Below are 21464 nucleotides of genomic sequence, written 5' to 3' on the forward strand. Positions count from 1 at the left end.
CTCTGTCACCGTGCGCCCCCACCACCACCGGATGACGTCGTCGATGACGTCATCCGGGTGGGGGCGCCGCGGCGGAAGGGGCGAGGGGTCAGAGGGCGGCGGCGACCTCGGTGCCCTGCTTGATCGCGCGCTTGGCGTCGAGTTCCGCGGCGACGTCGGCGCCGCCGATGACGTGGACGTTGTCGGCGCCGAGGCGCTCGGCGAGCGAGTCGTACAGCTCGCGGAGCGGCTCCTGACCCGTGCAGACGACGACGGTCTCGACGTCGAGAGTGCGCGGCTCGCCGTCGACGGTGACGTGCAGACCGTCGTCGTCGATGCGGTCGTAGGTGACGCCGGGGACCATGACGACCCCGCGGTGGGCGAGCGACGTGCGGTGGATCCATCCGGTCGTCTTGCCGAGACCCTTGCCGAGCTTGCTCGTCTTGCGCTGGAGCAGCGTGACCTGGCGGGCGGGTTCGGGGCGCTCGGGTGTCATGAGGCCGCCGGGGTGGGCGTACTCGCGGTCGATGCCCCACTCGGCGGCGAACGCGTCGGGGTCCTCGGCGCCCGACGGGCCGTTCTGGGTGAGGTACTCGGCCACGTCGAACCCGATGCCGCCCGCGCCCATGACGGCGACGGTGCGACCGGCCGGAGCCTTGTGCTTGAGCAGGTCGTAGTACGTGACGACCTTGGGGTGGTCGATGCCCTCGACCTCGGGCACGCGCGGGGTCACGCCCGTCGCGAGGACGACCGCGTCGAACCCGGCGAGGTCGTCGGCGTCCGCGCGGGTGGACAGGCGCACCTGCACGCCGCTGTCCTCGAGCTCGTGCGTGAAGTACCGCATGGTCTCGGCGAACTCCTCCTTGCCGGGGACCTGGCGGGCGATGTCGAACTGTCCGCCGATCTTGTCGTCGGACTCGAACAGCGTGACCTCGTGCCCGCGCCGCGCCGCCGTGGTGGCGGCCGCGAGACCCGCGGGCCCGGCGCCGACGACGGCGACCTTGCGCGGGCGGGTCGTGGGCTCGATGACGAGGACGGTCTCGTGGCAGGCACGCGGGTTGACGAGGCAGGAGGTCGTGAGCCCGGAGAACGTGTGGTCGAGGCACGCCTGGTTGCAGCCGATGCACGTGTTGATGCGGTCGGAGCGCCCCGCCGCGGCCTTGTTCATGAACTCGGGGTCGGCGAGGAACGGGCGGGCCATCGACACCATGTCGGCGTCGCCCTCGGCGAGGACCTGCTCGGCGACCTCGGGGGTGTTGATGCGGTTGGTCGTGACGAGCGGGATGCCGACCGCACCCTTGAGCCCCTTGGTCACCCAGGTGAACGCCGCGCGCGGCACCGAGGTGTGGATCGTGGGGATGCGGGCCTCGTGCCAGCCGATGCCGGTGTTGATGATGCTCGCACCGACCTCCTCGACGGCGCGGGCGAGGCGGATGACCTCCTCGCGGCTGGACCCGCCCTCGATGAGGTCGAGCATGGAGAGGCGGTAGATGATGATGAACTCCTCGCCGACGCGCTCGCGGACGCGGCGGACGATCTCGACGGGGAACTTCATGCGGTTCTCGTAGGGGCCACCCCACTCGTCGGCGCGGTGGTTGGTGCGGGAGGCGATGAACTCGTTGATGAGATACCCCTCCGAGCCCATGATCTCGACGCCGTCGTACCCGGCGGACTTCGCGAGCTCGGCGCACCGGGCGTAGGCCTCGATCGTCGCCTCGATGTCCTCGGTGCTCATCTCCTTGGGGACGTGGGGGGAGATCGGCGCCTGGATGGGGCTGGGCGCGACGAGGTCCTCGTGGTAGGCGTAGCGCCCGAAGTGGAGGATCTGGAGGCAGATCTTGCCGCCGGCCTCGTGGACGGCCTCGGTGACGACCCGGTGCTTGTCGGCGTCCTCCTCGCTCACCATCATCGCGCCGCCGGGGAAGGGCCGGCCCTTCTCGTCGGGGGAGATGCCGCCGGTCACCATGAGACCCACGCCGCCGCGGGCCCGCTCGGCGTAGAACGCGGCGAGGCGTTCGAACCCGTCCGGCGCCTCCTCGAGGCCGACGTGCATCGAGCCCATGAGCACGCGGTTGGGCAGGGTCGTGAACCCCAGGTCGATGGGAGCGAGCAGGTGCGGGTAGTCGGCCATGCGGGCAACGGTAGCGAGCGCCCTCACCCATGGCATCCCTCCACGGGAGAGGCGCTCGTCACCCCCTGCCCCCGTGGTGTCCGCGGTGTCGGCTGAGGTCAGGAGGAGGTCAGGGACATCGGGGAGATCGGGGGGGTCAGGAGCGGCGGCGATCGACGACGACGGACACGAGTGCGATGACGGCGCCGAGGCCGAGCGCGATGCCGAGCTTGGCGAGCAGCCGGAGGGGCCAACTCGCGATGTCGTCGGTGAGTGCCGGTGACAGCGCCGCGTATGCCACCCCGCCGATCAGGCCGACGACGGCGATCACGACCACGTGGCTCCGGGACGGCCAGGTCGTCCTCTTCTCGGTCACCCATCCACGTTAGCGGCGGTGCGGATCCAAGATCCCGATCGCACCGGGCCTGAGGTCCCGTCCCTGCTCACAGACCGACTTCGCTGCGCTCCACGCGTCTACCCTGCAACAGAGGCCAGGGTCGACCTCCGCTCCGATGCCCCACGGGCCGACGGGTCGCTCCTCTCACCGGCACCGACGCACACCTGGGGGCGAAGGAGTACGCCGTGTCACGAGACCACCACGAGGAACTGCGCCGCCGCCGCGCCCACACGATGGCCGGTGGTGGCGAGGCCGCCCAGGAGAAGCGCCACGCCCGGGGCCTGCTCACGGCCCGCGAGCGGCTCGATCGCCTCTTCCAGCGCGGCACGTTCCAGGAGTCGGGGATGCACGCCCACCACGACTGCCGCGACCTCGGCGACAAGACCCTGCCCGCCGACGGCGTCGTCACCGGCACCGGATACGTCGACAACGAACTCGTCGCCGCGTTCGCGCAGGACGCCACCGTCGCCGCAGGCACCCTCGGCCACACCCACGCGATGAAGATCGTCGAGCTCATGGGCACCGCGACCCGCCTCGGCATCCCGCTCGTCGCGTTCCAGGAGTCCGGCGGCGCCAGGATCCAGGAAGGCGTCGACGCGCTCTCCGGCTACGGCGAGGTCTTCTACCAGAACGTCCTCATGTCGGGGGTCGTCCCACAGATCGCCGTCATCTGCGGGCCGTGCGCGGGCGGTGCCGCCTACTCCCCCGCGCTCATGGACTTCATCGTCATGACCCGGGAGAACGCCCAGATGTTCATCACGGGCCCCCAGGTCATCCGCGCCGTCACGGGACGGGCCACCACCGCGGAGGAGATCGGTGGCGCACAGATGCATGCGAGCGTGAGCGGCAACGTCCACTTCCTCGCCGACGACGACGAGCACGCCGTCGAGATCGTCCGCGACCTGCTCTCCTACCTCCCGACGAACAACACCGAGGACCCCCCGCACCGTCTCACCGGCGAGCTGCGCCTCGACCGGGACGAGGGCATGAACGACCTCGTCCCCGAGGACCCGTCCATGCCGATGGACGTCCGTGCCGTCATCGACCGCCTCGTCGACGACGGACGGCTCCTCGAGGTGCAGGCCGACTTCGCCAAGAACCTCATCGTCGGGTTCGCCCGCATCGAGGGGATCGTCGTCGGCCTCCTCGCCAACCAGCCGACCCACCTCGCCGGCGCCCTCGACATCGACGCCTCCGACAAGGGCGCCCGGTTCGTGCGGTTCTGCAACGCCTTCAACATCCCGCTCGTCACCCTCGTCGACGTCCCCGGGTTCCTTCCCGGCGTCGAGCAGGAGCGCGGCGGCATCATCCGTCACGGCGCGAAGATGCTCTTCGCCTACGCCTCCGGGACGGTGCCGAAGTTCACCGTCATCCTGCGCAAGGCCTACGGCGGGTCCTACCTCGCGATGTGCAGCAAGGAGATGGGCACCGACGCCGTCTACGCCTGGCCGGGCGCCGAGATCGCCGTCATGGGCGGTGCGGGCGCGGTCAACATCCTCTACCGGCGCGAACTCGAGGACGCCGAGGACGTGGAGGCGACGCGGGCCGAACTCATCGAGCGGTACCGCGAGGAACACGCGACGCCCTACCGCTCGGCCGCCCGCGGATACATCACCGACGTCATCGACCCCTCCGAGACGCGCGCCACCCTCGCCCTCGGCCTGCGCAAGAGCCTCACCAAGCGCGAGCTGCGGCCCGCCAAGAAGCACGGGAACATCCCGCTGTGAGCGCTCTCCTGATCGTGAGCGCCGCGATGGCGGCCCCCGCGCCGGCGGTGACGGAGCCGGTGTCGGCGGGATCGGTGACGATCTCGGTCCTCGTCATCGTCATCGTCGTGTCGATGCTCGTCGCGCTCCTCATCAAGGGGTTCACCGCGATCCTCGGGCGCAACGGTGGATCGTCGGCCGCCCCGGCCGGCCTCGGGGCCTCGTCGGCCGCCCCCGCCGGCGCCGCGGGGGGACGTCCCGCAGGGACCGCCGGAGCGCTCACCGCCGCCGGGCACGACCCCCGTCACGTCGCGGCGATCTCCGCCGCGGTCGCCGGGGTGTTCGACGACGCCGCCGTCGTCGTCCACATCGAACCCGTCCGTGGCGCCGGCTGGGCCGCGGAGGGCCGCACCGCCCACCACACCTCGCACAACGTCGGCCGCACCCACCCGGGACGCCGCACGCCATGAACCCGAGCCTGACGACCACCCACCACCCGACCCACCCGGCCGCGCCGCCGGACCGATCCCACAGGAGTGACCACCGATGCTGAGACACCTGCGCGTGACGGTGGAGGGACACGCCTACGACGTCACCGTCGAGGACCTCACGGACACCGGCAACCACCTCTATCCCGACCATCGATCGATGACCCCGACGAACGCCACCGCACCCGTGACCGCACCCGTCGCGGCGCCCCCCGACGCCCTGGGCGGGTCCTCCCCGTCGACCGGGCCGGCGGCACCCGCCCCCACGGGCGCGAACGCCGGCGATGACGGCGCCACGGCCGTCCTCGCGCCGATGAGCGGCGTCGTGGTCGAGATCGGCGTCTCCGTCGGCGACACCGTCTCCCCCGGCCAGATCGTGGCCGTCATGGAGGCGATGAAGCTCAAGAGCCCGATCGTCGTCGGCGCCGCGGGCACCGTGGCGACGATCGACGCGGCCGTCGGCGACGCCGTCGAGTCCGGGGCACCGATCCTCACCCTCTCCTGAGGGGCGCGGCGTGGACCTCTCGGATCTCGGCGGTGTCTTCCAAGGCATCGGGACCCTCTTCATGCAGGACCCGGGCGTGGCCGCGGGACGCATCGTCCTCATCACGCTCGGGTTCCTCCTCGTGTACCTCGGCAAGAAGGAGGTGCTCGAGCCGCTGCTCATGATCCCGATGGGCCTCGGGATGTCGTCGGTCAACGCGGGCGTGCTGCTCCTCGCGGACGGACGCACGGGGACGCTGTTCATCGACCCCCTGGTCAAGGAACCGAGCGACGTCATCAACGTGTTGCAGATCAACTGGCTGCAACCCGTCTACACGTTCATGTTCAGCAACGGCCTCATCGCCTGCCTCGTGTTCATGGGGATCGGTGTGCTCCTCGACGTCGGGTACGTCATGGCGCGGCCGTTCCAGAGCATGCTCATCGCCCTGTTCGCCGAGCTGGGGACGTTCGTCGTCTTCCCGCTGGCGCTCATGCTCGACATGAACCCGGGCCAGGCCGCGGCCGTCGCGACGATCGGTGGCGCGGACGGCCCGATGGTCCTGTTCGTCTCGCTCATCCTCGCGCCCGACCTCTTCGTGCCGATCACGGTCGTCGGGTACCTCTACCTCGGCCTGGCCTACGGCGCCTTCCCCTACCTCGTGCGGGCCCTCGTGCCGGCCAGGTTGCGGGGCCTGCCCATGCCTCCCGGCAAGCAGAAGCGGATCACCGCCGGGAGCAAGCTCGCCTTCGCCGTCGTCGTGTGCACCCTGCTGTGCCTGCTGTTCCCCGTCGCGGCGCCTCTGTTCTTCTCCCTGTTCATCGGTGTCGCCGTGCGCGAGGCCGGTATCCCGCAGTTCCAGGACCTCATCAGCAAGGTGTTCCTCTACGGGGCGACGTTCTTCCTCGGGCTCACCCTCGGTGTGCTGTGCGAGGCCGGAACGCTGCTCAACCCCGTCGTCCTCAAGCTCCTCGTCCTCGGAATGCTCGCCCTGACGGTCTCCGCGGTCGGCGGCATCCTCGGCGGCTACGTGCTGTACTTCGCGAGCGGCCGCAAGGTCAACCCCGTCGTCGGCATCGCCGGCGTGAGCTGTGTGCCCACGACCGCGAAGGTCGCGCAGAAGGTCGCGGGCCACGAGAACCCCGCGGCGATCGTCATGCCGGCCGCCCTCGGCGCGAACATCAGCGGCGTCATCACCTCGGCGATCATCGCGGGCGCGTTCGTCGCACTGCTGCGCTGACGTCCCTGTGTCGCCTCGGCCCCGAGCGGCCCACCCGATCGGGTGGCAGCTCCCGGCCGTCCCCTCCGCGTCCCGCCGGGAATCGCCGGTGGGGCGCGGAGGTTGACACAGGCACGGTCGCGCCCGTGCACCCCTCCCGCCGGGCGCGACCGGCACCCGACCCGACACGCGAGGATCGAGCATGTCCGACCACACCACACCGCCCCTGTCGGCGGAGTCGACGCCTCCTCCCCGGGACGAGGGCACGATCGCGTCTCTGTTCTCGATCGTGCGGTTCACCGGAGAGCTGCGCCGCCACTACGTCGTCGTCGCGGTCTGCGCGGTCGTCACGGCCGCCGCCGGTCTCGTCACGCCGTTCCTCATCGGGCGGGCCACCGACCTCATCGTCGAGGCCGTCTCCGCGGGCGAGGGCACCTCGGCGGTCGGTCCGGTCGCGCTGCTCGCCGGGGCCATCCTGCTCTCCCAACTCCTCGCCACCGTCGTCCAGAACATCGGCGGGTACACCGGCGACGTCCTCTCCAACCGCATCCGGGCGATCTTGTCGACGCGGTACCTCGACAAACTCCTGCGGCTGCCGCAGAGCTGGTTCGACGAGGAGATGACCGGCACGATCGTCTCCCGCCTCAACCGCTCGATCGCCGAGGTCAGCCAGTTCGCGAAGGCGATGGCCAACACGTTCTTCTCGATGCTCGTGCAGACGATCGCGGTCCTGGTCATCAGCGCCGTGTACTACTGGCCGCTCGCGGTGATGCTGCTCGTCATGTTCCCCGTGTACGTGTGGCTCACGGGTCTCACCTCCCGCACGTGGCAGCGCCTCGAGGGTGAGAAGAACGCCCACGTCGACGAGGCGGGTGGGCGGTTCGCCGAGGTCATCGGGCAGATCCGCGTCGTGCGGTCCTTCGTGCGGGAACGCCACGAGCTGCAGACGTTCGCCGGTCACTTCGATGCGACCGACGCGACCACCCGCGCCCAGGCCCGACACTGGCACACGATGGACGTCATCCGGCGGGGCGTGCTCAACGTCGTCTTCGCCGGCATGTACCTCGTCATCTTCTGGCGCACGCTCGACGGCGGTTTCTCGATCGGCCAGATGGTGCTGCTCATCCAGCTCGTCACGATGGCCCGCCAACCGGTGGAGATGATGAGCTTCATGCTCGACACCGCCCAGCACGCGGTCGCGGGCTCCCGCGACTACTTCCGCGTCATGCGGGCCACCGAGGCCCTCGCCCCGCAGACGCGACCGACGATCCCGGCCCGCGCCGACGACGCGCCGGTGCTGGAGTTCGAGGACGTGCGCTTCGGCTACGGCGACGGCCCCGACGTGCTGCGCGACGTGACCTTCGACGTGCGCCGCGGTGAACGTGTCGCGCTCGTCAGCGAGTCCGGCGGCGGCAAGACGACGCTGGTCAACCTCCTGCTGGGTCTCTACCCGCTGCGCTCGGGACACATCCGCCTCGACGGGGTCGACATCGCCACGCTGCCCCCGGCCGACCTGCGCCGACGCGTCTCGATCGTCTTCCAGGACCCGTCGTTGTTCTCCGACACGGTCGGGGAGAACATCCGGTACGGCAACGCCGAGGCCTCCGACGAGGAGGTCGCCCTCGCCGCGTCCCGGGCCAACGCCGAGGAGTTCATCGGTCTGCTCGACGACCGCTTCGACGCGCTCATCGGCGAGCGCGGCCTCAAGCTCTCCGGCGGTCAGAAGCAACGGATCTCGGTGGCGCGGGCCATGCTCAAGGATGCCTCCGTGCTCGTCCTCGACGAGGCGACGAGCGCCCTCGACACCCGCTCCGAGCGGGCCGTGCAGGCGGGCCTCGAGGCCCTCATGGCCGGGCGCACCTCCCTCGTCATCGCCCACCGCCTCTCGACCATCGCGGGCGTCGACCGGATCGTCACCCTCAAGGGTGGGGTGGTCGACGAGATCGGCACCCCGGCGGAGCTCGCGACGACCGGCGGGGTCTACGGCGAACTCCTCGCGCTCCAGCGCCGCGGCGAGGACTCCTACCTCAACGCCTACCAGACCGCCCGCTGACGAGACCCCACCTCGTCACGCGGTCGGACAGACCGGCGCGGCCCCGCGCGGTGCGACGGGCCCGGCTGCCGGTCAGGTCCGGGTGACCGTGGCGCCGTCGGCGTCGATGCGGACGATCAGCACGTCGTCGGCCGTGGCCAGCGGCGGCTCCACACGGTCGGGGAGGACCACGACGCGGCACCCACGGTGGAGGTCGGCGAGGTCCTCGAGCACCGACCACAGGGGGCCGGCGCCGAGGTCGGAGGCGTCCGAGACGTCCGGGGCGGCCACCCTCGCGTCGTCCCCCACACCGGCGCGGCCCGTGCTCACGCGAGCCTGGCCCGGGCGGACCTCGCACCTGCGGCCGGGTGCCACGTACACAGCGGCCACGGGCTCGGCCGGGTCCCTGCCCGGCGCGGGGCGTCCGGGACCCACGACGACGAACGTCGCCGGACACTGCAGATCGCTCACGTGCTCACCTCCTCCACCGTCGCGCGAACCCACCCGACGAGTCGACCGGTCCGACTCAGCGGCGCATCTCGAAGTCGATCTGACGGGCGAGGTGGACGGCGGCGTCGATCTCGGCGCGGCGGGTGGACACGCTCTCGACGTTGAACCCGATCGGCACGCCGAGGTGGTGGCAGAACCGCCGCAGCTCCCGGGCGGTCTCGAGGGCGTGGACGACCGACATCCCGAGCGGGTCGGCGGAGTGGACGAGTTCGTTGCGCACCCACTGCGGCACGTCGACGCCCAGCCATTCGAGGAACTGCAGCGTCTTGCGCGAGCCGCACAGCGACAGCGTGAACACGAGCCGGGCGGGGGCGATCCCCCGCGCGCGACACGTGTAGGCGTAGTCGGAGGCGAGGTTCTTCGCGCCGGCCATGTCGTAGACGACCTGGGAGACGAAGAAGCTCACCCCTGCCTCCTGCTTCGCGATGAGGCGCATGTGCTCGTCGCCGCGGCCGCTGTGACGCTCGGGGATCATCACGGCACCGAGCGGCATGTCCGGGCGGCGGGTGCGGCACATGGCCTGGGCCTCCGGCAGCGGGACCTCGACCCTGTGCTGCGCGGACGGTGCCCCGACGAACACCGTCGGCTGCCCGTGTGCCGCCGAGTCCAGCCAGGAGGCGAGGCGGGCCTCGTCGTACTTCGCGATGGACCGGTACACGATCGCGGGCGCGTCGAGTCCCCCGAGGTGCCGCTCGAGGAAGTCGGCGGGGTCGACGGTCTCGAGGTAGGGGAACGGACGCTCCTCGTCGGTGCGTTCACTCTCGTCGTCGAGGTCGTAGAGGATCAGGCCGTCGATGTCGAGACCGCCGAGGCGGGTGAGCATGGCGTTCGCGACCTCGTCGGCCTTCTCCTCCGACACGGTGACGCGGGGAGGGGTCATCCCGAACAGCAGAAGGACGTTTCGGTCGGCGAGGGCGGAGGCGAAGTCGGACACCTCGGAAGGGTAGCGGCCGGGCCGGTGTTGCCACCGGTGACCCACGTGTCGCCCCCGCGGGCGATGGGTATGGGTCGCACACGTCCCCCGACAACGAAAGGAGCCGACGATGCCCACGGACATCTCCGGCACCAAGGTCGCCTTCCTCCTCGGACACGGCGTCGAGCAGGCCGAACTCACCCAGCCCTGGGCCGAGGTGAAGAAGGCGGGCGGCACTCCGGTCCTCGTCTCCCCCGAGTCCGGCACGATCACCGCGATGAAGGGTGACTGGGACCACGCCGACACCTTCGACGTCGACGTCGAGGTCAAGGACGCCAAGGCCGAGGACTACGACGCCCTCGTCATCCCCGGCGGCACCATCAACGCCGACACCCTCCGCATCGACACCGACGCGCAGGCCTTCGTCACGGCGTTCTTCGACGCCGCCAAGCCCGTCGCCTCGATCTGCCACGGTCCGTGGATCCTCATCGACGCGGGCCTCGCGCAGGGCCGCCGCATGACGAGCTACGAGTCGATCTCGACCGACCTCAAGAACGCCGGCGTCGACTGGACCGACGAGGAGTGCGTCGTCGACGGCAACCTCATCACGAGCCGCAACCCCGGCGACCTCGAGGTGTTCTCCGCCACCCTCATCGAGAAGGTCGCCGCCGCCACGAAGTGAGCCGATCCTCCCTTCGACGGGCCCCGCCGATCCGGCGGGGCCCGTCGTGCGTCGGTGCGCCTCGTGTCGAGACCCGCTGCCTGCAGGCGGGACCGATGAGGCGTGATCCCACCCGGTGGGCACCCCGGTGACCGACGATGGGGGCCTGCGAGCTCACCTGAGCCGTCGCCGACCTCGCCGCGACGCGACCCCCGAGCAAGGAGGCGCCATGCCCCGCCAGATCATCCTCGACTGCGACCCCGGTCTCGACGACGCGGTGGCGATCATGCTCGCGGAGGGCAACCCCGAGGTCGAGCTGCTCGCCGTGACGACCGTCGGCGGCAACCAGGTCCTCGACAAGGTCACGCACAACGCCCTCGCCGTCGGCTCCCTCGCGGGCGTCACCGCACCGATCGCGGCGGGCGCCGGCCACCCGCTCCTCGAGCCGATGCAGGACGCCGGGCACGTGCACGGCGACTCCGGGCTCGGCGGGGTCACCCCACCGCCGGTGCGGCGCGACCTCGACCCGCGTCACGCCGTCGACGTCATCCTCGAGACGGTGATGAGCCGCGACCCGGGCACCGTGACCCTCGTGCCCATCGGGCCGCTGACGAACATCGCCCTGGCCGTGCGACGCGAACCCCGCATCGTCGAGCGCGTCTTCGAGGTCGTCCTCATGGGTGGCGCCGTGCGCGGAGGCAACCAGTCCCCGGTCGCGGAGTTCAACATCGCCTGCGACCCCGAGGCGGCGCAGATCGTCGTCACCGCGGGATGGCCGGTGACGATGGTCGGCCTCGACCTCACCCACCAGGCCCAGGCGACCGAGGACGTCTTCGCGCGCATCGCCGAGGTCGGCGGCCCGGTCGCCGACCTCACGCTCGGGATGCTCTCGTTCTACCGCGACGCCTACCGCGCGAGCGGACGCCTCGACCACCCCCCGCTGCACGACCCCTGCGCCGTCGCCCACGTCATCGACCCCGGCGTCATGACGACCCGCCGTGCGCCGCTGCAGGTCGAACTCACCGGCACCCTCACACGCGGCATGACCGTCGCCGACCTCCGCTTCCCCGCCGACGAGTCGTGCCGAACCCGGATCGCCGAGACGCTCGACGCCGACCGCTTCTGGGACCTCGTCCTCGACGCCCTCCACCGCCTCGCGGCGAAGGCGTCGGCGTAGCCCGACACGGCAGTGCGCTCGAGGGGGGCGCGGCGAGCCTGGGACGGGTCCGGCCCCGCATGGACGGGGAAACCGGCCTGACACGAGAACCGCAGGTCACCGACGTCGGGCCTCGGGCGACCCCGGCGGTTAGCCTCGACCGTATGAATCTCGAGAAGGTCGTCTTCTCCTTCGTCGTGCTGCTCGCCGCGACGCTCAACTTCGGCTTCTTCATCGGCGACCTCGGCGACCCCGCCCTGCACAGTCCCTGGGAGCTCTATGCGGCGGTCGTCGTCAACGTCATCGCGCTCGTGCTCAAGTTCGGCGACCGCACCCAGATGGGCGCGACGCACCTCGCCACCTCGCTCGTGGCCTGCCTCCAACTCCTCACGGCCACCGGCCTGCTCGTGTTCTTCCAGAGCGTGCAACCGGACGGGTTGACCCGCCACGCCATCTCCCAGGTCGTCTCCCTCTCCGGCGGCGCCCTGCTCGCCAACCTCGTCTCGCTCGTCCTCCTCGTCGTCGAGACGATCTCGTTCCAGCGCCGCTGACCATGGCCAACCCGCTGCTGCTCATGCTGTCGGACCCGCGGGCCCGGCGGGCGCGGCGCTTCCTGCCCGTCGCGGTACCCAGGGAGATCCCCTCCACCGACGCGATCTTCCTCATGCTGCGCCGCCTGCGGGTGCCGCTCATCGTCCTCATCGGCATCTTCTCGGTCTCGGTCGTCGGTCTCACCCTCATCCCGGGCCCCGACGGCACCCGCCTCGGGGTGTTCGAGTCGTTCTACTTCATCACCTACACGGCGACGACCATCGGTTTCGGCGAGATCACCGATTTCACGACGCCGCAACGGATGTGGGTGACGTTCTCGATCTACCTCACGGTCATCGGGTGGGCCTACGCGATCGGCACGTGCATCAACCTCGTCCAGGACGAGACCGTGCGGGAGGCGTTCACCACCCACCGATTCGGACGCCGGGTGCGGCGGCTGCAGGAGGACTTCGTCATCGTCGCCGGCTACGGCAAGGCGGGACGGCAGGTCGTCCTCGAACTCGACGCCCACGGCCATCGCGTCGTCGTCGTCGACCGGGCCGACTCGGCGATCGACCGGCTCGCCACCGAGAGCCTCTACGCCGACGTGCCCGGGCTCTCCGCCGACGGCTCCCTGCCCGGTGTGCTCGGTCTCGCCGGACTCGGCAAGTCCCGTTGCCAGGCCGTCCTCGCTCTCACCGACGACGACGACACGAACCTCGCGATCGTCATCGCCGTCTCGCTGCTGCGGCCCGACGTCCCCGTCATCGCCCGGGCCCACACCCGCTCGACGGCCGCGCACATGCGTGAGCTCGAGGCCGGCGCCGTCGTCCACCCTTCCGACCGGTTCGGCGAGTACCTCCTGCTCGCGATGGAACGGCCCGACACCTACCGACTCGTCGCGACCCTCATGTCGGAACAGGGGGTGACGACCCCCGACCGTGCGCCGATGGTCACCGACGGGCGCTGGATCATCGTCGGCGACGACGCGTTCGTCACCGAGGTCGCCGACGACCTCCGCCGCACCGGCCTCGAGGTCGACGTCGTCGAGGCGAGCAGCGAGCACCTCGACGTCGGCGACGCCGTCGGGCTCATCGCGGGCGCCGACTCCGACACCGTCAACCTCGCCCTCGCCGAACGGGCCCGCCGCGACGACGCCGACCTGTTCGTCGCCGTCCGGCAGGCCTCCCACGCCCACCGCGCCCTCGTCGAGGCCCTCCAGATCGACGCGGTCTACTCGCCCACCGATCTCGTGGCCAACGAGGCCCTCGTCCGCGTCGTGACCCCGGTGACGTGGAGTTTCGTCGAGCACGCGCTCGCCCAGGACGACGTGTGGTCGACGCGGCTCCTCGCCCGCATCGGCGAACACTGTGGTGAGGAGCCCCCCGAACGTCGCCTCGTCCGCCTCGATCGGCGCGGTGCCCCGGCCATCGACCGGTGGCTGCAGCACTCCCGCCTCACCGTCGGTGATCTCGCCCGTCAGCCCGACGACCGGGACGCGCCCCTGAGGCTGACGACCCTGCTCATCGTGCGTGACGGGCACACGATCTACGCACCCGAGGACGAGGTCGAGCTCCGACGCCACGACCAACTCCTGCTCGCCGGGACCCACCGGGCCCTCGACGAACTCGTGCAGGTCCTCGACTACGACTCCGTCGTCGAATACGTCGCCACCGGGCGCCGCGTCCCCGACGGGTGGGTGTGGCGCAGACTCACCGGGGTCCAGGGCGCGAGCGACGTCTACGCCCGCAGGCGTCGGCACCACGTCCGGCGCGCCCGCCACCCGTGAGCGGCCATGTCCGGCCGCCTGTGGCGTCCTCCGTCGGTCTGCGTCCTCGCCGCCGCGCATCGCGACACGGTCCGAGCGTCGTCGACCCTCGGCGCTCTCTCGTACCGTGGCCTCGCACCATGCTTTCGAAAGGACCCTCATGAAGCGCCTCCTCGCCGGCAGCGCCGCGCTGCTGCTCACGACCGCCCTCGCCGCGTGCGGCGACGACGACACCGCTCAGACGCCCGCCGCCCAGCCCCCCGCGACGGCATCGAGCACGACGTTCACGATGGCCGAGGTCGAGAAGCACGCCGACCCCGACTCCTGCTGGACCGCCATCGACGGCAAGGTCTACGACGTCACCGAGTGGATCGGGCAGCACCCCGGCGGCAGGAGCCGGATCGAAGCCCTCTGCGGCACCGATGGTTCCGGCGCGTTCGACGGACAGCACGGCAACGACACCGCACCGCACAACCGCCTCGCCACCTTCCAGATCGGCGTCCTCGGCAGCTGACCCCGCCGCCCCACCCACCACGCCCGACGCCACGACGCCCCAGGAGACACCGATGGACGGACTCTTCGACTCGATCACCGGCCTGCCGGTCCACCCCCTCGCGGTCCACGCGGCGGTCGCGCTGTTGCCGCTCTCGGCGCTGTCGCTGGTCGCCGCGGTGTTCTGGCCGTGGTGGGGCAGGCGGCTCGGCGCGGTCTCCCTCGGCCTGCTCACCATCGCCGTCCCCGCGACGTTCCTCGCCAAGGAGTCCGGCGAGGCCCTCGCCGGGCACCTCGGCACGCCGGTGGAGCACGCCGAATGGGCCGACCGGCTGTTCGCGGTCGCGGTACTCACGTGGCTCGCGGCGGCCACCTGGTGGTTCCTCACCCGGCGGCGTACGGCGGCCGCGTCCGGCCAGGTCACCTCCGGCGACCGCGTGGCCCCAGGAGGGACGACGGCGACGGGCTCCTCGGCAACCCCGGCCCTTCGCCGGAGCGGCACGTGGCCCCGCGTCCTCGGCCTCGTGACGGCCGCCCTCGCCGTCGCGACGACGGTCCTCACGGTCGTCGTCGGGCACTCCGGCGCGGACGCGACGTGGCGGGGCGCGCTCGACGGGACCGGCACCGGCGAGGAGACCCGGGCGTTCTCGATGGAGCAGGTGGCCCGCCATGCCGACCCGGCCTCGTGCTGGACGGTGATCGACGGCACCGTCTACGACCTCACCCCCTGGTTCGCCGCGCACCCGGCCGACCAGCCGGCCCTCGTTCCCGCCTGCGGCAAGGACGGCGGGGCGACCGTCTCGCAGCGCCTGCCCGACGCGGCCACCACGCTTGCACCGTCCCGGCTCGGCACGATCTCGGCGGGTGAGGGCGAGGAGGGCTGACGGCCCCACCCGTGCGCACTCCGCCCGCGGCGCCGCCACACGCCGCCCGACGAGTGGCGCTCGCGTGCTCCCCGCCCTCGGGCGCGGTCACGGGGCTCCGTGCTCGACTGTCGAGAACCTGGCCCGGAGGGGTGAGGTTGGCGCCGGACCGGCCGATGGGGAGGCCGTGACCGTGGCAGGCGTGGAGGGTTTGGACCCGTTGCGAGCGTCGGCGGCCACCGCTGCCGCGCCGCCCCCGCTCGCCGGTGTCGGTGCGTCCGCCCCACCCGCCGCGCCCGGACGCGTCCCGGCGCGCGGTGAGAACCGCACCGACGGCGGGTTCGCCAACCCCGAGCTCACCTCGGGGTTGCTCTCCGACACCATCACCCCGGTCCAGCGCGAAGGGCTCGGCCGCTTGAGCCGGATGTTGCGGATGCCGCCCCGGGAGCTCCTCGACGCCCTGCGCGGCGGCACGGGACTCGGTTTCCTGCTCGCGGCCCGGCGTCTCGGGGGAAACGCCCTGTTCGGGATGTTCGACAAGGGCCTGCTCATCGACGCCCAGGCCTGAGGAATCCACGGAGGGCCGCGGCGACCTGGTCTTCTCCACCCCGCCGACTCGGACGAGGAGGCCGATCGCACGACGAGACACACCGAAATGGGGGCGCCGATCCGGGCCGCCGTCGGGTGTACTGGTCCCTCATCGCTCTCACAATCACGGCAGCACGGACGAATGGCACACGTGCGGACACGAGGAGTCACCATGGTGATGGACACCGGGGCCGGAATACCGGGGGCCGTCGACGAGGCCATCGCCGACGCCGTCGTGACCTTCTTCCAGCCCTTCTACAACCTGCACACCGATGCCCTGCAGGGCCTCGAGGCCCTGGCCAGGCGTGACACCACCGGGTCCTCCGGGGCCGACGGCCTACCGGCGGGGCTGTTCGCCGAGGCCCGCGAACGCGGACAGGCCCGCGAGCTCGACCTCAGCGTCCTCGAGGCCGCCATCGGCCACTTCGCCGCGATCCAGGCCGCTCTCGGCGACGCCGCCGGGTCGCGACTGATCGTGCGCGTCAACGCGTGCCGCGACACGATCGCGCACCCCTACCTCGTCGCCGACGTCACCGCGGCCCTCCGCCGCCACGAGATCTCCGGTGACCGGCTCCTCGTCGACATCCCCACGGTCCTGTTCCGGGACCTCGTCGACGAGAGGGATGCGGCCACTCTCGATCGGTTGCGGCACCTCCAGGCGATGGAGATCTCCTTCTGCCTCGACGGATTCACCGACGCCGACCTCGACCTGCTACCGGCGGCCGGCGAGGTCGGCGTCGACATCATCACGTTGCACCCGCGCGTGCTCGCCGGTGAGGCCGACGCCCTCGCGCGCCTCGCGCGGGCCGTCCAGGACGTGGGTCTGCCCGTCGTCGCCGCCGGTGTGGAGACCTCCGGGCAGCTCGCCCTCGTGCGCGACCTCGGTTTCGAATGGGCCCAGGGGTTCCTCCTCGGCGAGCCCTCCCCCGCCGGCGACACGCTCGACCACCCCATGACCCTCCCCGACGCCTGAGCACACCCATGTCGCACGTCCCGGCGGCCCGGCAGTTCCGCTCGAGGTGCGGGACCCGACTCTGCATCGCGCTCGGATTCGTGCTGGCCACCGCGTGTGCCGTGGCCTTCACCGTCGACGCCTTCGGCCTCGGCCACGTCTTCTACGGCGGCGCGGCGATCGTCCTCGTCACGGTGTTCTGCCTGTCCCCGATCCTGCGAGGTGTGCGTCCGCTCCAGGTGTGGGCGCCCCAGACCCTCGCCGGCGCGTGCTTCATCCTGTCGTTCACGGCGAACTACATCCTCTCCGACAGCCCGGAGAGCGTGGTCAACACGACCTATGTGCTCGGGTACGCCCTGTTGGTCGTGTGGCTCGGGGCCCTCGCCGTGCACCTCGGGCGGCAGGACGAGTCGACGATCCTCGACACGATCGCGGTGACGGTGGGGGCGTTGCTGCTGGTCTGGGTGATCATGGTCGTCCCTATGGCCGCCGGGTCGATGCAGCCGAGGGGCGTGGCCCTCGGCGTCTACCCCGCGACCGACCTCACCCTTCTCGCGCTCGCGGTCAACCTGTCACGGCGCCTCCACCGCACGGTGCCGGCGCTTCAGGTCTTCATCCTCGTCCTCACGCTGCAGCTCGGCCTCGACCTCGCCTACGCGGCCGCCCACCTGTTCGCCCCCGAGTGGGTCAGGCCCCTGCTCGCCTGCTACCTCTTCGCCTACCTCGGATACGCGATCGCGGCCGGGCACCCCTCGGTCGTCGAGCTGCAGTACCACCCGGTGGACGACGAACGCGGGTCGCGCCGGCCCACCGCGCTCATCCTCTTCACGATCTCGCCGGCGATCCTCGCCACGTCCGTCCCGCTCTACGGCTCCATCGACGCGATCGCCCGCCCCACGCTCGTCACCGTGCTGCTCGTGCTCGTGTTCGTCCGGCTCACCCGCACCATGCAGGCGTTGACCGGCTCGGAGGCCCGGAGTCGGCACCGCGCGGCCCACGACCCCCTCACCGGGCTGCTCAACCGGTCGTCGCTGTTCGAGACCCTCACCAGGCGACTCGGTCGGAATGCGCGCGGGTCGTCCGGGACGGCGGTCGTCTTCGTCGACTGCGACGACTTCAAGCACGTCAACGACACCTGGGGTCACACCGCCGGGGACGACCTCCTGCGCCAGGTCGCGACGCGCCTCGCGGCGAGCCTGGCGCCGGGGGACGCCCTCGCCCGCCACGGCGGCGACGAGTTCGTCGTCGTCGCCGACGTCCCCGATCAGGCGGCCGCGCTCGCGCTCACCGACCGCATGCGCGCCTCCCTGCGCGAACCCCTCGTCGTCAACGCACGACGCGAGCACACGGTGACGATCACCGTCGGCGCCGCCCTGGCGTTGCCCACCGACGAGGTGGACGCACAGGAGATGCTCCGCCGCGCCGACGTCGCCATGTACGAGGCGAAGGCCCGCGCCACCGGCCAGGTCGTGTTCTTCGACGAGGCCCTGGCCGAGAGCAGCCGCATCCGGGCCACGCTCGGCGACCGGCTCGCCACGGCGATCGCCGAGGAGCAGTTCCGCGTCCACCTCCAACCCATCCGCGGTGGCGCCGCCTTCGACACGACCCTCGCCTGGGAGGCCCTCCTGCGCTGGGACGAGCCCGAACTCGGTCCCGTCTCCCCCGAGGTGTTCATCGGGCTCGCCGAGGAACTCGGGCTCATCAGGGAACTCGGCGAACTCGCGATGCGTGAGGCGTGCGCGGGCCTCGCCCGCATCCGGCGCGAATGCCCCCGCGTGGGTGATGTCGCGGTCTCCGTCAACGTCTCCCCCGCCCAGCTCCTCGACCCCGGGTTCACCGAGATGGTGCGCCGATGTGCGCGGGAGGCCGGGCTGCCGCTGCACGCCGTGTGGCTCGAGGTGACCGAGACGATGCTCGTCGACACCGCCCCGCACGTGCTCGAGGCGATCCGCGACCTGCGCCGGCAGGGCGTCATCGTGCTCATCGACGACTTCGGCACCGGCTACGCCTCGCTCTCGACGCTGCTGCGCCTGCCGGTCGACGACGTCAAACTCGACCGGTCCCTCGTCGCCCGACTGGGTCAGGAGGAGGCCGCCACCCGGCAGCTCGCGGCCGTCATGGCCCTCGTGCGCAGCCTCGGCATCGACAACATCCTCGCCGAGGGCGTGGAGACGCCCGACCAGGCCGTCATCCTCGAGCACCTCGGTTGCCCCCTGGCCCAGGGATGGCTGTTCGGCCGCCCGGCGCCGGTGGACGACGTCATCAGCTCCCTCTCCCACGACGCGGTGCGCTGAGCCCGACGGCGGTGGGCACCGGGCGCTCTCGGTGTCCGTCGTGCACGAGCGCGCCGAGGGTCGACGACACGTCCGCGGCGAGCGAGGGAGGACTGGCCGCGCGCTCGGTGGGTCACCGCGCACATCCTCGAGGTCGGGGCGGCGGGTCCCTGCTCGACCCGAACGTCATCACCACGCGGCGACCTGTGATGAGGCTCTGACCGAGTGGCCGCGCCGGTGTTCCCGACGTCGGACGGCCACCGCGAAAGGTGGGTGCGTCCCGACGCGCGGCATGCTCTCCTGGAGGCATGAGCACCGATCCCGTCCCCCGGCTCGCCGACGGGCGGGTGCGGCTCACCGCGCACCGCGAGGAGGACGTCACGGCGATCGTCGAGCAGTGCACCGACCCGGAGAGCGTGCGCTGGACCACCGTCCCCCGGCCCTACGGGGAGACGGACGCACAGGAGTTCCTCGCGCTGACCCGCCGCGGGTGGGCGGAGCCGCGCGGGAACCTCCATTGGGCGATCCGCTGGACCGACGACGACGGGGTCGAGGCATTCGCCGGCACGATCGACCTACGTCCCCGTGGTTCGGGTGCCGCCGAGATCGGGTTCGGCCTGCACCCCGACGCGCGCGGCCGTCACGTCATGACCACCGCCGTCCGACTGGTGTGCCGGTGGTGGTTCGACGACGGCGGGCAGCGGGTGCACTGGTGGGCGAACGTCAGCAACGTCGCCTCGTGGCGCGTCGCCTGGGCCTGCGGATTCACCTGGCACGCCACCGTCCCCCGTTACCTGCCGATGCCCGACGGCACCCTCGTCGACGGCTGGGTCGCCTCGGTCGGCGCCGACGACGACCTCACCCGGCCCGTCGCCCCGTGGAGCGAGACCCCCGGCTGAGCCGATCGGCCCGTCCCGAGCGACCCACCCGACCTTCTCGACCGCGCCTACGCGGGCCGTGTCCGCAGTCGAGCGGGCACAGCCCGTCGGGGCCGAGCCCGGCGCTGAGGGCGATCCGGCACCCTCACACGCGACCCGCGAGGATCGTGCCGAGGGTGCGGTGCAGGATGCTCTCGCCGACGTCGTTCGCCTCGTGCCCGAGCTGGCCGAACACCTCCATCGAGATCGTGCCCACGATCGCGCACCACGCCTGCACCGCGTCGGCCATCACCACGGGCTCGGCATCGACGCCGAGCGCGGCCGCCCCGGCGGTGAGGTACTCGGCGTAGGGACCCGTGGGCTCGGGGCCGTCGGCCGCCTCCGTGTCGGCAGGGGTTCCGGCCGTGGCGCGGGGTGGCAGGGAGGCGATGACGAGGGCGAGCGTGGCCATGAGCCGGGTACCCGGACCGGTCGTCCGCTCAGGCGGCGCCGTGTACCCCGGCACCGGGGTCCCGTAGACGAGACCCCAGCTCGACGGGTGGTCGAGCGCCCACGCGCGCAGGGTGTCCCCGACAGCGAAGAGGCGTGCCACCGCGGTGTCAGGGGCCGCGGCCACGGCGGCGTCGACGGCGTCGGCGAGGTCGGTGTAGGCATCGACGAGCAGGAGCGTGAGCAGGGCATCGCGGTCGGCGACGTACCGGTAGACCGCCGAGGACGCGACGCCGAGGTCACGGGCGAGCTGCCTGACGGAGAGCTGCGCAGGGCCACGGTCGGTGAGTTGGGCACGGCCGAGCCGAAGGATCTCGGCCTCCATGTGGAGGCGGTTCTCGGCCCTGCTGCGGCGGGGTGTCGGCATGGCGTCAGTGTCCCATCCGGGTGAGAGCGCTGATCTTGTTCCCGTGGCAGGAGTCGTGGCGGCACCGAGCCCGCACCGAACCGCACCGAGCCCGCGGCGGTCCGGCAGCGACGGTGCGGCCACGACGAGCCCCCTACGCTGGGGGGATGAGCGAGGCAGGCGGCGTGCGGGTCGACGTGTGGCTGTGGTCCGTGCGCATGTTCAAGAGCCGGTCGCTCGCCACCGCGGCGGTCAAGGCCGGCCACGTGCGCGTGAACGGCGCGAGCGTCAAGCCGTCGACGTCGGTGCGGATCGGCGACCGCGTCACGGTGACCGGAGGACCACGACCGAGGATCCTCGTGGCCCAGCATTTGCTGACCAAGCGGGTCGGGGCGCCGATCGCCGTCCAGGCCTACCTCGACGAGTCCCCACCGCTCCCGCCACGCGAGGAGCGTCCGGCCCCCGTCGCCCTCCGCGAGCGCGGCACGGGACGCCCCACCAAGCGCGACCGACGTCGGCTCGACCGGCTCCGCGGCGACCGACCTCCCACCCTCTGACCCTCCTGCCCGCCACCCCACCGACACCCCAGTCCCGATGACGTCAGCCGATCGGACCGGGTCGCCGTGAGGGGA

21 protein-coding genes are annotated in these 21464 nt (G+C 71.8%); 16 read left to right on the top strand and 5 right to left on the bottom strand.

Translation table 11 applies throughout. From position 1 onward, the window contains the following. Positions 1-88: 88 nt before the first annotated feature. Together RT054_RS12010 and RT054_RS12015 are read right to left on the bottom strand one after the other, a co-directional pair. Positions 89-2110 carry an NADPH-dependent 2,4-dienoyl-CoA reductase gene (locus RT054_RS12010; protein ID WP_313023816.1) on the bottom strand — a complete coding sequence of 674 codons (2022 nt, stop codon included), beginning with the start codon at positions 2108-2110 and terminating at the stop codon, positions 89-91. Positions 2111-2246: 136 nt separating this feature from the next. Beyond that, positions 2247-2465: a hypothetical protein gene (locus tag RT054_RS12015; RefSeq protein ID WP_313023818.1), complete on the bottom strand. Its 219-nt coding sequence runs from the start codon at positions 2463-2465 to the stop codon at positions 2247-2249. 254 nt (positions 2466-2719) lie between these two features. On the opposite strand from RT054_RS12015, the gene RT054_RS12020 reads away from it, so the two are divergent. The 5 genes from RT054_RS12020 (at position 2720) to RT054_RS12040 (ending at position 8433) form a co-directional block, all read left to right on the top strand. Next, the gene (locus RT054_RS12020) at positions 2720-4213 is read left to right on the top strand and encodes an acyl-CoA carboxylase subunit beta (protein ID WP_396837289.1); all 1494 of its coding nucleotides are present in this window, start codon (positions 2720-2722) and stop codon (positions 4211-4213) included. Next, entirely contained in the window at positions 4210-4662 is a 453-nt protein-coding gene (locus RT054_RS12025; RefSeq protein WP_313023823.1) for a hypothetical protein, read from the top strand. Before RT054_RS12020 ends, RT054_RS12025 begins: the two co-directional genes overlap by 4 nt. Before the next feature lie 76 nt (positions 4663-4738). Next, positions 4739-5185: a biotin/lipoyl-containing protein gene (locus RT054_RS12030; RefSeq protein ID WP_312722245.1), complete on the top strand. Its 447-nt coding sequence runs from the start codon at positions 4739-4741 to the stop codon at positions 5183-5185. A gap of 10 nt (positions 5186-5195) precedes the next feature. Next, positions 5196-6401, top strand: coding sequence for a sodium ion-translocating decarboxylase subunit beta (locus RT054_RS12035; RefSeq protein ID WP_313023826.1), 1206 nt, complete (start codon positions 5196-5198; stop codon positions 6399-6401). 181 nt (positions 6402-6582) lie between these two features. Further along, positions 6583-8433 carry an ABC transporter ATP-binding protein gene (locus tag RT054_RS12040; protein WP_313023829.1) on the top strand — a complete coding sequence of 617 codons (1851 nt, stop codon included), beginning with the start codon at positions 6583-6585 and terminating at the stop codon, positions 8431-8433. A 72-nt stretch (positions 8434-8505) separates the two neighbouring features. Here RT054_RS12040 and RT054_RS12045 read toward each other — a convergent pair whose 3' ends face one another. Both RT054_RS12045 and RT054_RS12050 read right to left on the bottom strand, forming a co-directional pair. Next, positions 8506-8883 carry a hypothetical protein gene (locus RT054_RS12045; protein WP_313023832.1) on the bottom strand — a complete coding sequence of 126 codons (378 nt, stop codon included), beginning with the start codon at positions 8881-8883 and terminating at the stop codon, positions 8506-8508. A gap of 55 nt (positions 8884-8938) precedes the next feature. Continuing rightward, positions 8939-9856, bottom strand: a complete 918-nt coding sequence (locus RT054_RS12050; RefSeq protein ID WP_312722250.1) for a 5,10-methylenetetrahydrofolate reductase — start codon at positions 9854-9856, stop codon at positions 8939-8941. A 109-nt stretch (positions 9857-9965) separates the two neighbouring features. On the opposite strand from RT054_RS12050, the gene RT054_RS12055 reads away from it, so the two are divergent. From RT054_RS12055 to RT054_RS12100, 10 genes are all read left to right on the top strand, one after another. Further along, positions 9966-10517, top strand: a complete 552-nt coding sequence (locus RT054_RS12055) for a type 1 glutamine amidotransferase domain-containing protein (RefSeq protein WP_313023835.1) — start codon at positions 9966-9968, stop codon at positions 10515-10517. A 208-nt stretch (positions 10518-10725) separates the two neighbouring features. Next, positions 10726-11673 (top strand): nucleoside hydrolase, encoded by a 948-nt coding sequence (locus tag RT054_RS12060; protein WP_313023837.1) that lies wholly within the window; start codon positions 10726-10728, stop codon positions 11671-11673. A gap of 143 nt (positions 11674-11816) precedes the next feature. After that, positions 11817-12203 (top strand): DUF6394 family protein, encoded by a 387-nt coding sequence (locus RT054_RS12065; RefSeq protein WP_312722255.1) that lies wholly within the window; start codon positions 11817-11819, stop codon positions 12201-12203. A gap of 2 nt (positions 12204-12205) precedes the next feature. Beyond that, entirely contained in the window at positions 12206-13972 is a 1767-nt protein-coding gene (locus RT054_RS12070; RefSeq protein WP_312722256.1) for an NAD-binding protein, read from the top strand. A 139-nt stretch (positions 13973-14111) separates the two neighbouring features. Further along, entirely contained in the window at positions 14112-14465 is a 354-nt protein-coding gene (locus RT054_RS12075) for a cytochrome b5-like heme/steroid binding domain-containing protein (RefSeq protein ID WP_312722258.1), read from the top strand. Positions 14466-14517: 52 nt separating this feature from the next. Continuing rightward, the gene (locus RT054_RS12080; protein ID WP_313023845.1) at positions 14518-15327 is read left to right on the top strand and encodes a cytochrome b5-like heme/steroid binding domain-containing protein; all 810 of its coding nucleotides are present in this window, start codon (positions 14518-14520) and stop codon (positions 15325-15327) included. Between the two features lie 181 nt (positions 15328-15508). Beyond that, positions 15509-15874: a hypothetical protein gene (locus RT054_RS12085; RefSeq protein WP_313023848.1), complete on the top strand. Its 366-nt coding sequence runs from the start codon at positions 15509-15511 to the stop codon at positions 15872-15874. Between the two features lie 192 nt (positions 15875-16066). Further along, positions 16067-16867 carry an EAL domain-containing protein gene (locus tag RT054_RS12090; protein WP_313023849.1) on the top strand — a complete coding sequence of 267 codons (801 nt, stop codon included), beginning with the start codon at positions 16067-16069 and terminating at the stop codon, positions 16865-16867. An 8-nt stretch (positions 16868-16875) separates the two neighbouring features. Continuing rightward, the gene (locus RT054_RS12095; protein WP_313023851.1) at positions 16876-19140 is read left to right on the top strand and encodes a bifunctional diguanylate cyclase/phosphodiesterase; all 2265 of its coding nucleotides are present in this window, start codon (positions 16876-16878) and stop codon (positions 19138-19140) included. A gap of 287 nt (positions 19141-19427) precedes the next feature. After that, the gene (locus RT054_RS12100; protein ID WP_312722650.1) at positions 19428-20018 is read left to right on the top strand and encodes a GNAT family N-acetyltransferase; all 591 of its coding nucleotides are present in this window, start codon (positions 19428-19430) and stop codon (positions 20016-20018) included. A 124-nt stretch (positions 20019-20142) separates the two neighbouring features. On the opposite strand, the gene RT054_RS12105 is transcribed toward RT054_RS12100, so the two are convergent. Beyond that, on the bottom strand, positions 20143-20853 hold the full coding sequence (locus RT054_RS12105; protein ID WP_312722648.1) for a TetR/AcrR family transcriptional regulator: 711 nt from the start codon (positions 20851-20853) through the stop codon (positions 20143-20145). 146 nt (positions 20854-20999) lie between these two features. Between RT054_RS12105 and RT054_RS12110 the strand changes: the two genes are divergently transcribed. Beyond that, positions 21000-21389, top strand: coding sequence for an RNA-binding S4 domain-containing protein (locus RT054_RS12110; RefSeq protein WP_312722646.1), 390 nt, complete (start codon positions 21000-21002; stop codon positions 21387-21389). Positions 21390-21464: the final 75 nt, after the last annotated feature.

The organism is Mobilicoccus sp., assembly GCF_032060985.1.
GTDB lineage: Bacteria > Actinomycetota > Actinomycetes > Actinomycetales > Dermatophilaceae > Mobilicoccus.

Coding starts and splice junctions, on each gene's coding strand:
- RT054_RS12010 (WP_313023816.1), bottom strand. CDS start 2,110: ATGGCCGACTACCCGCACCTGCTCGCTCCCATCGACCTGGGGTTCACG.
- RT054_RS12020 (WP_396837289.1), top strand. CDS start 2,720: ATGGCCGGTGGTGGCGAGGCCGCCCAGGAGAAGCGCCACGCCCGGGGC.
- RT054_RS12030 (WP_312722245.1), top strand. CDS start 4,739: ATGCTGAGACACCTGCGCGTGACGGTGGAGGGACACGCCTACGACGTC.
- RT054_RS12040 (WP_313023829.1), top strand. CDS start 6,583: ATGTCCGACCACACCACACCGCCCCTGTCGGCGGAGTCGACGCCTCCT.
- RT054_RS12055 (WP_313023835.1), top strand. CDS start 9,966: ATGCCCACGGACATCTCCGGCACCAAGGTCGCCTTCCTCCTCGGACAC.
- RT054_RS12060 (WP_313023837.1), top strand. CDS start 10,726: ATGCCCCGCCAGATCATCCTCGACTGCGACCCCGGTCTCGACGACGCG.
- RT054_RS12065 (WP_312722255.1), top strand. CDS start 11,817: ATGAATCTCGAGAAGGTCGTCTTCTCCTTCGTCGTGCTGCTCGCCGCG.
- RT054_RS12070 (WP_312722256.1), top strand. CDS start 12,206: ATGGCCAACCCGCTGCTGCTCATGCTGTCGGACCCGCGGGCCCGGCGG.
- RT054_RS12075 (WP_312722258.1), top strand. CDS start 14,112: ATGAAGCGCCTCCTCGCCGGCAGCGCCGCGCTGCTGCTCACGACCGCC.
- RT054_RS12080 (WP_313023845.1), top strand. CDS start 14,518: ATGGACGGACTCTTCGACTCGATCACCGGCCTGCCGGTCCACCCCCTC.
- RT054_RS12090 (WP_313023849.1), top strand. CDS start 16,067: ATGGTGATGGACACCGGGGCCGGAATACCGGGGGCCGTCGACGAGGCC.
- RT054_RS12095 (WP_313023851.1), top strand. CDS start 16,876: ATGTCGCACGTCCCGGCGGCCCGGCAGTTCCGCTCGAGGTGCGGGACC.
- RT054_RS12100 (WP_312722650.1), top strand. CDS start 19,428: ATGAGCACCGATCCCGTCCCCCGGCTCGCCGACGGGCGGGTGCGGCTC.
- RT054_RS12105 (WP_312722648.1), bottom strand. CDS start 20,853: ATGCCGACACCCCGCCGCAGCAGGGCCGAGAACCGCCTCCACATGGAG.
- RT054_RS12110 (WP_312722646.1), top strand. CDS start 21,000: ATGAGCGAGGCAGGCGGCGTGCGGGTCGACGTGTGGCTGTGGTCCGTG.